This window comes from Paenibacillus sp. 2TAF8 (assembly GCF_052114825.1).
GTDB lineage: Bacteria > Bacillota > Bacilli > Paenibacillales > Paenibacillaceae > Paenibacillus.
Genome location: NZ_JBFRFN010000004.1, coordinates 294,906 through 308,409, shown reverse-complemented (window position 1 = coordinate 308,409; position 13,504 = coordinate 294,906). Strand labels below are relative to the sequence as shown.

General features: G+C 46.2%; 9 protein-coding genes. 7 read left to right on the top strand and 2 right to left on the bottom strand.

Going from position 1 to position 13,504, the window contains the following annotated elements; genetic code table 11:
* The first annotated feature begins 5 nt into the window (after positions 1 to 5).
* Positions 6 to 1,871 (top strand): hypothetical protein, encoded by a 1,866-nt coding sequence (locus AB4Z30_RS08640; protein ID WP_441925269.1) that lies wholly within the window; start codon positions 6 to 8, stop codon positions 1,869 to 1,871.
* Between the two features lie 167 nt (positions 1,872 to 2,038).
* Here the strand turns inward: AB4Z30_RS08640 and AB4Z30_RS08635 are convergent, their stop codons facing one another.
* Positions 2,039 to 2,902: a hypothetical protein gene (locus tag AB4Z30_RS08635; RefSeq protein WP_441925267.1), complete on the bottom strand. Its 864-nt coding sequence runs from the start codon at positions 2,900 to 2,902 to the stop codon at positions 2,039 to 2,041.
* A 384-nt stretch (positions 2,903 to 3,286) separates the two neighbouring features.
* On the opposite strand from AB4Z30_RS08635, the gene AB4Z30_RS08630 reads away from it, so the two are divergent.
* From AB4Z30_RS08630 to AB4Z30_RS08620, 3 genes are all read left to right on the top strand, one after another.
* Positions 3,287 to 3,832 (top strand): 50S ribosomal protein L25, encoded by a 546-nt coding sequence (locus AB4Z30_RS08630; RefSeq protein ID WP_441925265.1) that lies wholly within the window; start codon positions 3,287 to 3,289, stop codon positions 3,830 to 3,832.
* A 178-nt stretch (positions 3,833 to 4,010) separates the two neighbouring features.
* Positions 4,011 to 5,225, top strand: a complete 1,215-nt coding sequence (locus tag AB4Z30_RS08625; protein ID WP_441925263.1) for an ATP-binding protein — start codon at positions 4,011 to 4,013, stop codon at positions 5,223 to 5,225.
* A gap of 116 nt (positions 5,226 to 5,341) precedes the next feature.
* Positions 5,342 to 7,273, top strand: a complete 1,932-nt coding sequence (locus tag AB4Z30_RS08620; protein ID WP_441925261.1) for a hypothetical protein — start codon at positions 5,342 to 5,344, stop codon at positions 7,271 to 7,273.
* 118 nt (positions 7,274 to 7,391) lie between these two features.
* On the opposite strand, the gene AB4Z30_RS08615 is transcribed toward AB4Z30_RS08620, so the two are convergent.
* The gene (locus AB4Z30_RS08615) at positions 7,392 to 8,483 is read right to left on the bottom strand and encodes a GntR family transcriptional regulator (RefSeq protein WP_441925259.1); all 1,092 of its coding nucleotides are present in this window, start codon (positions 8,481 to 8,483) and stop codon (positions 7,392 to 7,394) included.
* A 499-nt stretch (positions 8,484 to 8,982) separates the two neighbouring features.
* Between AB4Z30_RS08615 and AB4Z30_RS08610 the strand changes: the two genes are divergently transcribed.
* The 3 genes from AB4Z30_RS08610 to araA all read left to right on the top strand — a co-directional run bounded on the left by AB4Z30_RS08610 (position 8,983) and on the right by araA (position 13,270).
* On the top strand, positions 8,983 to 10,602 hold the full coding sequence (locus tag AB4Z30_RS08610; protein WP_441925257.1) for a xylulokinase: 1,620 nt from the start codon (positions 8,983 to 8,985) through the stop codon (positions 10,600 to 10,602).
* A gap of 2 nt (positions 10,603 to 10,604) precedes the next feature.
* Positions 10,605 to 11,300 (top strand): L-ribulose-5-phosphate 4-epimerase, encoded by a 696-nt coding sequence (locus AB4Z30_RS08605; RefSeq protein ID WP_441925255.1) that lies wholly within the window; start codon positions 10,605 to 10,607, stop codon positions 11,298 to 11,300.
* Between the two features lie 545 nt (positions 11,301 to 11,845).
* Positions 11,846 to 13,270 (top strand): L-arabinose isomerase, encoded by a 1,425-nt coding sequence (gene araA / locus AB4Z30_RS08600; RefSeq protein WP_145335123.1) that lies wholly within the window; start codon positions 11,846 to 11,848, stop codon positions 13,268 to 13,270.
* The last annotated feature ends 234 nt before the right edge of the window (positions 13,271 to 13,504 follow it).

The following is a 13,504-nucleotide window of genomic DNA, read 5'->3' as shown; positions in this document are numbered from 1 at the left end:
TAGAAATGCTGTTTTTGCTTCAACTTGTGATGGGCATGTTACTCATAATATCTATGGTTGGTTATATGCAGTTTGTCCGTAAATTCATGTCCATCCGGTGGGAGTTTATTCCGATATTTGTGTTCTCGGCTATTGCCTGTATCGTCTATTTCGCCGGATTAACAGGGCAGCTCTTCACGGGCAGCATTGTTGTGCTGGTCACAGGTCTATTGTTACTCAGAGGCAGAGTGATTCAAGCCTTGTACCAGAGCAAACGGGGAGCATGGTCTTTTTCATTTTCGTTATTTCAATTAAGTTTTCTGGGTGGGGTTTTCGTATTTCTGCTCATTCTGTTCCACACGGAGCTGACTCACTACGATAATTTCTCACATTGGGCGATTGTAGTGAAGGAGATGCTGAGCACTAATGCGTTTCCAACGCCGAATTCGGACCTGATTGAGTTTAAAAATTACCCGCTCGGCACTTCGTCGTTTATCTACTACATCTGCCGATTCATGGGACATGCTGAGCCGATTATGCTGCTGGCGCAGGGGCTACTAATCTTTTCCTGTTTCTATGCCATGTTTGGCATCGTGTCAGAGAAAAAAAGGTTTCTATTGTATGCTTTTCTCGGGTTAGGTTTATCCACGTTATCCTTTTTCAACCTGACGATTCGTATCACCAACCTGCTGGTAGACTTCCTGCTTCCAATCTATGCACTCGCGATTATGGCAGCGATATACCAGTATCGTCATGATCTTAAGCGAGCTTGCATCATTATCCTGCCGCTGGCAGGTCTGCTGACGGTGATTAAAAGCACAGGCATTATTTTTGCGGCCGTTGGTCTTATCTTTCTCGTCTACATCTGGCTTGCGAATAAGCAACGTGCCAACTGGAAGATTGGACTCGCTGTGTTCGGTACGATTATAGGGGCATTGTTGCCGTATTTCAGCTGGAGCTGGCGCATGGCAACGGTATTCCAAGGTGTGAATAACAAGTTCGAGGGAGCCGCTGCAGCGCTAAAGTCTGGTAAAACAGCGGAGCAAAAGTGGGACATTCTGGTGCTCTTCTTGAAATCTAGCGTGGATATTACATCCAGACCTGTGCTAGGCATTGTCATTTTTGAGATCGCTGCAATCGCTGCTTCCATCGTCGCCTATGTGGTGCTCAAGAAGAAGTGGAACCTGTGGAAAGTGCTGATTGCACTGAACGTGGTCGTTGTACTGTACTATGCCGGAATTCTGGCGTTATATCTGTTCTCCATGCCTGTGGATGAGGCTGTCCGCTTGGCAGGATTCGAGCGTTACGCCTCAAGTATCGTTGTACTCTTTGCTGGTGGATTGGTACTTTGTGCAGCCGTTGACATTGAGCGCACGTTCCACTACCGCATTGGTGAGGTTCCCGATTTTCAAGCATTCAAGACGGTTCAGACGAAGAGGCATTATCAACAGGGAATTATCGGTTGTATGGCACTCGCAGCAACCACACTCTTGTCGGAGTATAACGGGATGATCTCGATCACTAAAACGTATGACCAGACTCTTCCCTACGAGGTGCACACGGTGACAGGGGATCGGTGGTATACAGGCGGTAAGGAGGATATGAACAAGTATCTGTTCTATGGATCCGACCGGGATCAACAGGTCACCAGTTATTACATGCAATACGTGGGTAGATACTTCTTATATGCTCCCAATGTGGACGGTATTGTGCTGTTCTATGAGGATAATATGGACAATCTGCTGAGTAACTATGACTATCTAGTGGTGATTGAGCCGGATCTCGATGCCAAATGGTTGTTAAAAAAACACTACGGCATTGATATGCAAAAAGGAATCTACAAAATCACCCGATCCGGTGACCGGATCGTGCTGACATTGACCACCGTTTAATTGAAGCTTACGACTAAGTGATCCAAGGTATGTATCATTCGAAAAAAAAGCGCAGATTCCGTCTGTATCCTTCTGCTGCGGAAGCAACCAGGACGGACTGAACAAAAGCTCCACTCCCATGAAACCGGTGAGTGGAGCTTTTGATATATATGAAGTGGAACTTCTGCTTAGACGGTCTTACCCTCGGGTTTAAGCTTTCGCATAAAGGCTTCGATATTATCGATTAGCAGCTTGTTGTTTGGCGAATCGGTCCGGGTAATGATCTCTTTCACTGCATGGACAAATGTGCTTAGGCTGGTCGTGTCAGCCTTCTCAAACCGGTTCTGGATGGGCATGTTATCAGCAGAGCGGGCCGCATCCTCACGGTATTCTTTGATCCATGCCTGATTCGTTGATGCCTGTTTCGCAAAATTCTGTAGAATGCTGCTCCAGTCTTTGTTGTTTATAATGGCATCTTGCAACTTATCATAGGTCTGAGGCTGGAATTTACGCATCATGTAATTAAGATCAACGTAATCCTCTGGTGCACCAACCGGCCGTTGCGGTGGTGTATTATACTGGATTTGTTTCGTTTCAGGGTTGATTGTTCTGGTTGTGGAGATCGCACCAATCTGGCGGATCGTAGTCATGAACTCGGTGGCCTGATTGCCTTTCATGTAGTTGTTCGCTATGTATTGTGCTTGAGTTAGACCAAGTTCTAGTAAAGTGGATCGTTGGTCCTCATCTGTTACATCCGTAATCAGATTGGACTGGATGATGCCGTACACTGCTTCTTTAACCTCAGAAGATTGACTCTTGAGCAGGCGCTCCAGTGACTCGTTAATCTGAACGGTTCCGAAGAAAACTGCCGCATGATTTACGATATCGGAGGAGGCGAGCTGTCTGGAAGCATTGCTGATCTCTACGGTATCTGTGTCATGAGATAATTCGAACTTCCCTGAGATTATTGTTGGTTGAGCCGCTTGTCCCGTGCGTTGTTGTGAATGAGTGTAGGTATTGAGGTCAAACGGGGTTGTGCTTTGAACCTTCATTCGTAAACACCCCTATTCGTAAATGAATAAATGCTCCAATTTCTAAATTATATTATAATAAGTGTAAAATGACTTCTTATAATCCACAATATACCAATACTTTATCGGTTTGTTAAGTGATGAATATTATAGTTTGACGGTTAGCTGGTTCATATCGACAAAAATAGGTTTCTATGATAGGCTGAGCATATCCCAAGGGCATTCTACTTTTCCGAGTAGAGTGCCTTGCTGTATATTACGGGAGTTTACATTTAATGTATTTTATATGAAAGCATGTGGAGGTGGTGATGCTATGTTTCTCTCTTTAGCCCCCGTAGGGGAATGTTGGATGATGGAAAGTGAATGTATACAGAAAATCATAGAATACAGAGGAGCGAACATAGCATGACTACTCTTATACAAGCGGAGAACCGTATCAAATTAAAGCCGTCCAAACTTCAGAATTTACGCCAATCTGGCCGCCTGCCAGGTATTGTTTTTGGCAAAAATACAGAGAATGAGATGATTCATATCCCGTCGGTACCCTTTCAAAAATGGTTGAAACAAGGTGCGTCCGGGTTCATTGAACTGCAATTTGAAGAAAAACCTTCACTTACCGTGTTGCTGGAAGACTTGCAACGTGACCCCGTTACACGGGAATTGCTCCATGTTGATTTTCAGCAGGTGCAGAATAATGAGGTGCTACGTACCAAAATTCCGGTCAAGTTCAACGGAACCCCAGTGGATGCGAAATACGGCGGGGTTGTGCAGATTCAGTTAGCTACAATTGAAGTGGAGGCGCTGCCTCGTCATCTACCAACCGTGGTCGAGTTTGATATTAGCGCGATGAAAATTGGTCAAACGCTACATGTTGAGGATGCCGAGTTCGCACCGGAAGTAACGGTGATCTCAGAGGGCAATGAGTCACTTCTTTCCGTGATTAAACCTTAACGATGTCTTGATGTTGAAAAATGTTTTGAAATGCTGCATGGGCGACTAGCCCATGCAGCTTGTTTTTGGTTGCAGTAAGGAGTGGGGGAAATAAAATATTTCGCATCCATGGAAGGGAATACAGGAAATAAGATACAATACTATATATATGAAATTCATGAACAAAGGTGGTGAATATATGAAGGAATTGCATAGCCCAATGAATCGAAAGACCTACTATATATCCATGCTTTTGATGATCGTTCTAATGGCAGCCGGATTAGCAGTCTCGACCGCAGAGCTTCAGGGTATTACAACCGGTTATGTCATTCATTTGTTATGTGCTGTGACTATACCTGCCTGCTTACTTATTTACCCCCGCTATGAAACGTTTGCGTTTCGATTGAGCATCATTTTGCTCGGGTTTGTCTATTTCTACACCCTTGCTTTGATATATCCTCAGACGTGGACAACGTACATTATGATCTGTTTGCTTCCAGCACTCGCGATTCTGTTCTATGATTTCAAGCTGTTTTATATTTCGCTCAGTTTGAATACGATCATGTTGGTGGTTGTGACGACTTATATTCATAAGCAAGATAATATATACAAATATATACATATAGATTTGACTGGCAATCTGATTAATATTTTGGCGAGCCAGCTGCTCCTGTTTCTCATTTTCTATCTGACCTTTGATCGCGTACGAAAGCAAGAATTATATTTGGAACAGGTGCAACAATCTGAACGCCTCAAAATGGTAGGACATCTGACGGCAGCGGTTGCTCACGAAATTCGTAACCCGGTAACGGTAGTACGAGGATTCCTACAGTTGTATCAACAAAATCCGGCCTTCGACGCTGCAGATCGCTCAAAGTTTGCGCTGATGATCGATGAGCTGAATACAGTGGAACAGGTGACCTCTCAATTTCTGTCCATTGCCAAACCGAACAGAGAAATATTGGTAGACGAGAAGGTGGATGTGCAGGAGGTGCTTGAGGGGGTAGCCAGTCTATTAGGCTCCTACGCCATGTTGTCGAATAAACATATCGATATCGAGATTGGGGAGGGCTGTACTATCCTCATGAATGCCGTTGAGTTCAAGCAGGTTATCATTAATCTGATCAAAAACGCCCTTGAAGCTTCGGATACGGGAGCCATGGTTCACGTAACAGCAAGAGTTGTGAAGCAAAAGGTAGAGATCAAGATTGTGGATCAAGGCTGTGGGATGACCGAGGAGGAGGTGAAAGCTTTGGGTACGCCGTTTTACTCGCTCAAAACGAATGGTACGGGACTGGGCCTGATGATCTGCTTCAGCATCGTGGAGAAGGTTAACGGAACGATCAAGTATATGAGTGAGAAGGGAGTGGGTACGACGGTGCTCCTGACGTTTCCGACTGCAGACCGCAGCTGAGTTGCGCGGATAGTAGATATCTACCTGCTTGTGGCGAGCTTAGCTATGTCGAGGTTAATTCGAAGTAATATCTAATATAACGTAAAACTGTAATGTACATCATGAAGGAGGTACGTATGATTCGTAAACAATGGGGTTCAACGAAAAAGGGTTTTATGCTGTTGATAACAGCTATGCTATTTGTACTGCTATCCGTTTTCGCTACATCTTCCTACGCGGCAGATGAGGAAAGTAACCTGAATGGAGATGCCGTAGAAAGCCTGCTGCAACTGAATTGGTCATCGCTGGACGAGTTGAATGATCACTTTTCCCGTTCCGTTGCTTACGGCAGCGGGACATATGTTATGCCGGCTGTTGGAGGTAATGTGAAGACGTCGAAAGACGGGCTGTCCTGGAAGACGACCTATACAGGTTATCCAGTAGATTTTAGTTTGATCATATGGGGCAAGAACCAATTTGTAGGTTTTCGTCAGGAAGCACAATTCGTCAGTGTATGGACATCCAAGGATGGTCTCGCTTGGGAGAAGTCCGATCAACCAATACATATAAGTTTTCCGAGAAGCGCAGCATGGAATGGAAAGAGGTATGTCGTAGTTGGCGGTACGTCATATGACGGGCAGATTTTTTCTTCTGAAGATGCTGTGAAGTGGACGGAGCGAAAAACAGGGATTGAAACCAACTTCACGGGTGTAGCTTGGGGCAATCAGATGTTTGTGGCTCAAGGATATGAGGGAGGAATAACTGCAGTATCCAAGGACGGGATCACATGGAAAAAGGTGAAGACGAATCAGCCAAACTTTGAGCAGATCTGGAATATGACCTATGGCGGCGGGGCTTTTGTTGCCGTAGGCGATGCGACGATAATGACCTCCAGAGATGGGCAGAAGTGGAGCTTTGTTTCATCCAATGTATTTTGGTCCAGTGTTCATTGGGTGAAAGACCGATTTTACATTACAGGTTTTGAATACGTCGATAGAAAGAAACATATTCTGAAGCAGATCAATTGGTCATCCAAGGATGGGAAGAACTGGAGTGATGCAGGTTTTGTATCCAAGCCAGAGCAATATCCTTACGTTACTCTTCATAACGGGAAGCAGTATGTCACGATTACAGATGCCGGTATTCAAACCTCATCAGATGGACGGAAGTGGAAGCTGGCCAAACAGCATTCTTTTCAAATCCCGACGAATGTATATGGAGCCGCAGTAAACAAAGACCGACTGGTTATCGTAGGTGGTAATCGCAGTCGGTTGGACTTTATATCCATAAGCTCTCAAGGATCAGCTCGGATGAACACCTCGGGCAAATGGGCATCTGCGCAAGTGAAACAGACATTTCCTCTTCGGGATGTGATCTGGTCTGGTCAGGATTTCTTCGCTGTAGGGGATGATGGGAAGATGATGTCTTCCGTGGACGGGCTTACGTGGAAGAATATTAAATCCCCTACTACTCGCTCTCTCACAAGTGTGATATATAGTCGTAATACGTATTACGTAGCGGGTGAGGCCGGCACGATTCTTTCGTCCAAAGACCGTAAGACGTGGAAGACGTTAAATACGAAGGTGAAGAAAAAAATTAATGCCATGGCATCGGATGGCAAGACGCTGGTTGCCGTAGGAGATAACGGGCTTCTTCTAGCATCCCAAGATGGGGTGACATGGAATGAGATTCGGGCGCTGTTTCCAGGTCATAACTATGATATAACATGGGGCGATGGCAAATTTGTCGTAACCACAGCGAGTTATTATGGCAATGCGAGCACTGCAGTGGTTCTGACATCGGTTGATGGCCTAAAGTGGGTGGAATCCGGTTTCCCTGACCAATTATATGCGCATGGGATGGAAACAGGGTTCTTCGGCATTGCACATGCCGGAGGGCTGTTTATTGCCGTAGGCAGTGAGGGTTCTATTTTCGTATCTAGGGATGCAAAGAAATGGACGAAGCAAGAGGTCTTATCTACGGAAGATTGGTATCAGGTTGCGGAGTTCGGAGGAAAGATCTACGTTTTTGGTAACACGGGCAAGATTGTCGCGGCTAACCTTCCTTGATTGAGAGCGTTGAAGAGAACCACAGCGGAATAATATGAAAATAAGAGTTCGAGCGCATCTGAATTTAAAAAAAGTTCAAAAAAGGCTGCCGTGGGACAGCCTTTTCTTATTCTGATACTTACTCGATCTCCATCTCCTTCACGGTTTCACCCTCCACCAGTTCAGGCTGATAGTAGGTTTGATTGGGAAGGTCTTTCTTCCCCTGCAGCTTGCGAATGACCCAATCGGCAGCGTCACGCCCCATCTGCTCTTGGGGATGAGTGAGTGTGGTGAGTCGGATGTTTGCATTCTTGGCGATGTAGGAATTGTCCTGACCAATAATCGACAGCTCATCCGGGATCGAAATACCGAGCTGGCGACAGGCATGTACTACCTCCAAACCAACCTCGTCGTTGTAACAAACGATTGCGGTGAGTGCATCCCGATTTTCTTGCAGATAGGCTGTCACGTTCGCAGACAGATCAGCCTTTGATGCGGTGTCAAACGAGAGCACATGCTCGGGATGGAACCTCAGTTTTGCTTCCCYCAGAGCCTTAATGTATCCCTTCATCCGGTACTTGCCCTGCAGATCATCCATTTTGGCAATAATCCCAATCTGGGTATGTCCTTTAGAGATTAACTCTTTAGTGGCGAGATAACTGGACTGCACATCATCCAGACAGAAAAAGGGTACCTCTAACTCCTCATAATACGCATTAATCATCGCAAACGGCACGTCCTGCTCCTTAAAGGACAGGTAGTACGCAATATTCGGGTTATACAGATTGCTTTTGGTCGGTTCCACAATCAAACCATCCACACCATACGAGAGCATCATTTCAAGCGCCTTTTTCTCTTGGGCGACATCATTGTTCGTACTGGCGAGCAACAGCGAGTAGTTGTCCTCATTCAGACGACGTTCGATACCGCGAATAATGGACGGAAAAATATAGTCCGAGATATAGGTGGTGATGACACCAATCGTCTTCTTGGAGGTACTGCCACCTGTTCGCGATCGGTATTGATTGCTGACATAGGTGCCGGACCCCTTTTCGCTGCGTAAAAATCCTTCGTTGGATAATTCTAAAATGGCCTTGCGAACCGTCTGGCGGCTCACGTTATAACTATCTTGCAGAGCCGATTCCGTGGGAATCTGCTCACCAATGCTGTATATTCCCGACAGGATATCGCTCTTTATATCATCAATAATCACTTGGTATTTCGGCTTCAAATCATCCACTTCTTTCGTTGTAACTTCTATATAAATTGAATTATAGGTCTTTGCACTGTGCTTCGATGACAGAATAACCTTCTATTAATATTAATTCGATCAATAAGTTATTCAATCATTGCTTAAGTTGTACGTACATATTCTAGCATGAATCGCTTTACTTGCAAGATAAACCGTACATTTATCGGAATGATACGTACAACTGGCAATCAATTTGTCAAATTGAACCTTACATATATGCTAGAAAAATGAATAAAAATTCGTTGGTATTATTGGATTTTTTGCAAAATCGGTTCTTTGTGAGTATAACTTGGATATCTCATTGACAAATGTACGTACAAAAAATATACTAAGGCTGTCAGAACAGGAAAGCGCATTCTTGGAATGCTCAAATAGATTATAGCCATAAACGGAAGTGGAGCTGCACTTTATTACACTTGCACCTGAATAGATGCCATTCCTCGGACGTAGATGGCAACAAGAGAGGGGATATGCGGAAGTGACGAGTCATGTGGATGTGAAAGAAACCATCGCCAAGGGGGCAACTTCACTTGGGATTGAGCTTGGATCAACGCGCATTAAAGCAGTATTGATTGATGAGCATTTTGAGACAATTGCCTCCGGCAGTTATGAATGGGAGAACCTGCTGAAAGACGGCTATTGGACGTACAATCAGGAGGATATCATCACCGGGTTGCAGACGGCTTACCGCGAGTTGAAGCAGGATGTGCAGCATAAGTATGGTGTACCGCTGACGACCGTAGGCTCCATCGGCTTCTCGGCAATGATGCACGGATATATTGCGCTGGATCAGGCAGGCGAAATGCTCGTACCGTTCCGTACCTGGCGTAACTCAACGACGGGTGCGGCTGCACGTGAGCTCACAGAATTGTTGCAATTCAACATCCCTGAGCGATGGAGCATTGCCCATCTGTATCAGGCGATTCTGAACGGAGAGCAGCATGTACCTCAGATCGATTACCTGACTACACTGGCGGGTTACATCCACTGGTTGCTGACAGGCAATAAGGCAATTGGGATCGGCGATGCATCGGGTATGTTCCCGATTGACGAGACAACGCATAATTACAACCCGGCAATGATCAAGCAGTTCGATGAGCACATCGCTGGCAAAGGTTATCCGTGGAAGGTCGAAGATTTGTTGCCGAAAGTGTACCTCGCAGGAGAACATGCAGGTGCATTGACGGAAGCTGGAGCGAAGTTGCTTGACCCGTCAGGAGAACTGGTAGCGGGGATTCCACTCTGTGCCCCGGAGGGCGATGCGGGAACAGGTATGGTTGCCACAAACAGTGTGCGCAAACGGACCGGTAATATTTCGGTGGGCACATCAGTATTCGCCATGATCGTACTGGAGAAGGAATTGTCCAGCGTATATCCCGAGATTGATATGGTAACCACGCCAGATGGCAGTCCAGTCGGCATGGTGCATGCTAACAACTGTTCGAGTGATCTGAACGCATGGATCGGTTTGTTCCGCGAGTTTGCTGAGGCAATGGGCATCGAGGCCGATTCCGGCAAGCTGTTCAGTGTATTGTTCAACAAGGCACTTGAGGCTGACCCGGATGGGGGCGGATTGCTTAGCTACGGGTACTACTCCGGTGAAAATATTACAGGACTGGAGCAAGGACGACCGCTGTTTGTTCGCTCTCCTGAAAGCAAGTTTAATCTGGCGAATTTCATGCGCACGCATCTGTTCAGTGCCTTCGGCGCGCTTAAGCTGGGCATGGACATCTTGACCGAGAAGGAGCAGGTAGCCATCGACAGCATTTTGGCACATGGCGGTCTGTTTAAAACACCTGTAGTGGGACAGCGTATCGTAGCAGCAGCTATGAATGTTCCGGTATCTGTGATGTCTACAGCTGGTGAAGGCGGAGCATGGGGAATGGCTTTGCTGGCATCGTACCTGATTAACCAAGATCAGCATGAAACGCTGGACGTATTCCTTGAGCAGAAGGTGTTCAAGGACGTAGAAGGGGTCGAAGTGGCACCAGACGCAGCCGATGTGAAGGGCTTTGAAGCATTTATCGAACGCTACCGAAGCGGACTTGCCATTGAACATGCCGCTGTAGAGCATCTGGTAGAGAACGGAGGAAACTAAACATGTTGGAGCAACTAAAACAAGAAGTATTTGAGGCCAATCTGGAGCTTCCAAAGCACGGACTGGTGAAGTTCACTTGGGGCAATGTGAGCGCGATTGATCGGGAAAGCGGTCTGTTCGTTATTAAACCAAGTGGAGTCGATTATGAAAAAATGAAAGCCAGCGACATGGTTGTCGTCGATCTCGACGGTAACGTGGTGGAAGGGGAGATGAGACCTTCCTCGGACACCGCAACCCATGCTGTCTTATATAAACACTACAAGGAAATTGGTGGCATTGTGCATACACACTCCACCTGGGCAACGATCTGGGCGCAAGCCGGTCTGGACGTACCTGTCATGGGAACGACTCACGCCGATACGTTTTACGGAGCTGTACCGTGTGCCCGTTTCTTGAATCAGGACGAAGTTGACCGCGGATACGAAATGGAGACAGGTCGCGTAATCATTGAAACATTCGAACAGCGCGGACTGGATGTGATGGCGATTCCGGCAGTACTTCTGCATGGTCATGCACCGTTTACATGGGGCAAAGACGCCAAGTCGGCGGTGGTGAACAGCGTTGTGCTGGAGGAAGTGTGCAAAATGAACCTGTACGCGCGCCAACTGAACAACTTTGCTAAAGAACTGCCACAAGGCATCTTGGATAAACACTACCTGCGCAAACACGGCAAGGACGCATACTACGGCCAGAAGTAATCTGGAACTGTAGAGGTTGGGATGGTGCAATCAGAGTATCCCGAAGGTTAACCAGCGATTGAAAGATGGTACTGCAATCGCAGTGTCCCGGTGTAGCTACCCTGTCCAACCCAAAGTTGAATAACCTTTTTACACCATTAACAGAGCAGACAGAAGAAAGCTGTAGAAGCGGAGCTAAAAGCTTTCGGCACGAAAGCTACTTCGGAAGGATATGCTTCACCTTTATCACCGGATTTCCCCTTATATATAAGGGATTCAAAGAAATCTGGGGATAACAGTGATCGGAAGATTAATCTGTCTGCGCAGTGACCTCGTGTAACTATCTTATCCAACCCAAGGTTGTATAGAACTTTTACACCATTAAACGGAGAGTGCAGAACCAATCTGTAGAAGCGAAGCGCTCGCGTTTATCCTCGGATTTCCCCCTTAAGAGGGGAAGGAAAGAAATCCGAGGATAACCAGCGATCGAAAGATGGTACTGCAATCGCAGTGACCCGGTGTAACTACCCTATCCAACTATAAATTAATGAAATGAGGATGATTCCATGTCAGCAACAGCAGCAAAAGAGTTTTGGTTCGTTGTCGGTTCACAACATTTGTACGGTGAAGAAGCACTCGGTGAAGTTAAAGCAAACGCACAGAAAATTACAGATGCCCTGAACGCTAGTGGCGTACTCCCTTATCCACTTGTACTTCAAGATCTGGCTGTAACCGCAGACAAGATCACCAGCATTATGAAAGAAGTGAACTATCGCGATGAAGTAGCAGGCGTTATCACTTGGATGCATACCTTCTCTCCAGCAAAAATGTGGATTCGCGGTACGAAATTGCTGCAAAAGCCGCTTCTTCACCTTGCAACACAATATAACGAGAGCATCCCATGGGCAACCATCGACATGGACTTCATGAACTTGAACCAAGCGGCACACGGTGACCGTGAGTACGGCTTCATCAATGCTCGTTTGAGAAAACAAAATAAAATTGTTGTGGGTTACTGGGAGCGTCCCGAAGTGCAGCAGCAGGTTGCAGACTGGATGGACGTAGCGGTGGCGTACAACGAGAGCTTCAACATCAAAGTTGCTCGTTTCGGCGATAACATGCGTAATGTAGGGGTAACAGAAGGCGATAAAGTAGAAGCTCAAATCCAGTTTGGCTGGACGGTAGATTACTATGGCATCGGCGACCTCGTCGAGTACGTGAACGCTGTAACTGAGCAAGAAATCGATGAGTTGATCACGCAATATGCAGATCTGTATGAATTCGATTATGGCACCAACAGCAAAGAAGCATGGGAAGCCAGCGTACGTGTGCAAGCAAGCTATGAAATTGCGATCAAAAAGTTCCTGGATAATGGCGGTTACACAGCCTTCACAACGAACTTTGAAGACCTGCACGGCATGAAGCAGCTTCCGGGTCTGGCAGTACAACGCCTGATGGCTCAAGGCTACGGATTTGCGGGTGAAGGAGATTGGAAAACAGCGGCACTGGATCGTTTGTTGAAAATTATGGCTCATAACGAAAACACAGGCTTCATGGAAGATTACACGTATGAAATGGCAGCGGGCCAAGAAGCGATTCTTCAATCTCACATGCTTGAAGTAGACCCCACACTTGCCAGCACAAAACCAAGAATCATCGTGTCCCCACTGGGTATTGGCGATCGTGAAGATCCCGCTCGTCTCGTCTTTGACGGCAAAGCTGGCGAAGGTGTTGTAGTATCCATGGCAGACTTCGGTACACATTACAAACTGCTGATCAACGAAGTATCTGCCTTCGAGCCAACGGTTCCAGCGCCAAATCTGCCAGTTGCTCGTGTTCTGTGGACGGTTAAACCGAACTTCCAAGACGGAGTTAAAGCTTGGATCGAAAACGGTGGCGGACACCACACGGTGGTATCCCTGAACCTGACGACAGATCAGATTATCACGTATGCGAAGCTGGTGAACTTGGAGTACGTTGTAATTAAATAGTCATACCGACAAACATGGAATTATGAGATTATAAATTGTATATATCGTTGTAGAATCATCACTAAGTTCTTTAATCTATGCCTTGATTCCAAATACAAAGAAAGAATCTCGGTTGTAATCCGATCAAGCCTGAAGTATGATCAGAGTATCTAAGATCAAGCTTATCAGCATATTCAACGTTAAAGCGAGCATCTGCTTGCTGTATAAAAGTTTACTACAGAGGCCGAGAACCTA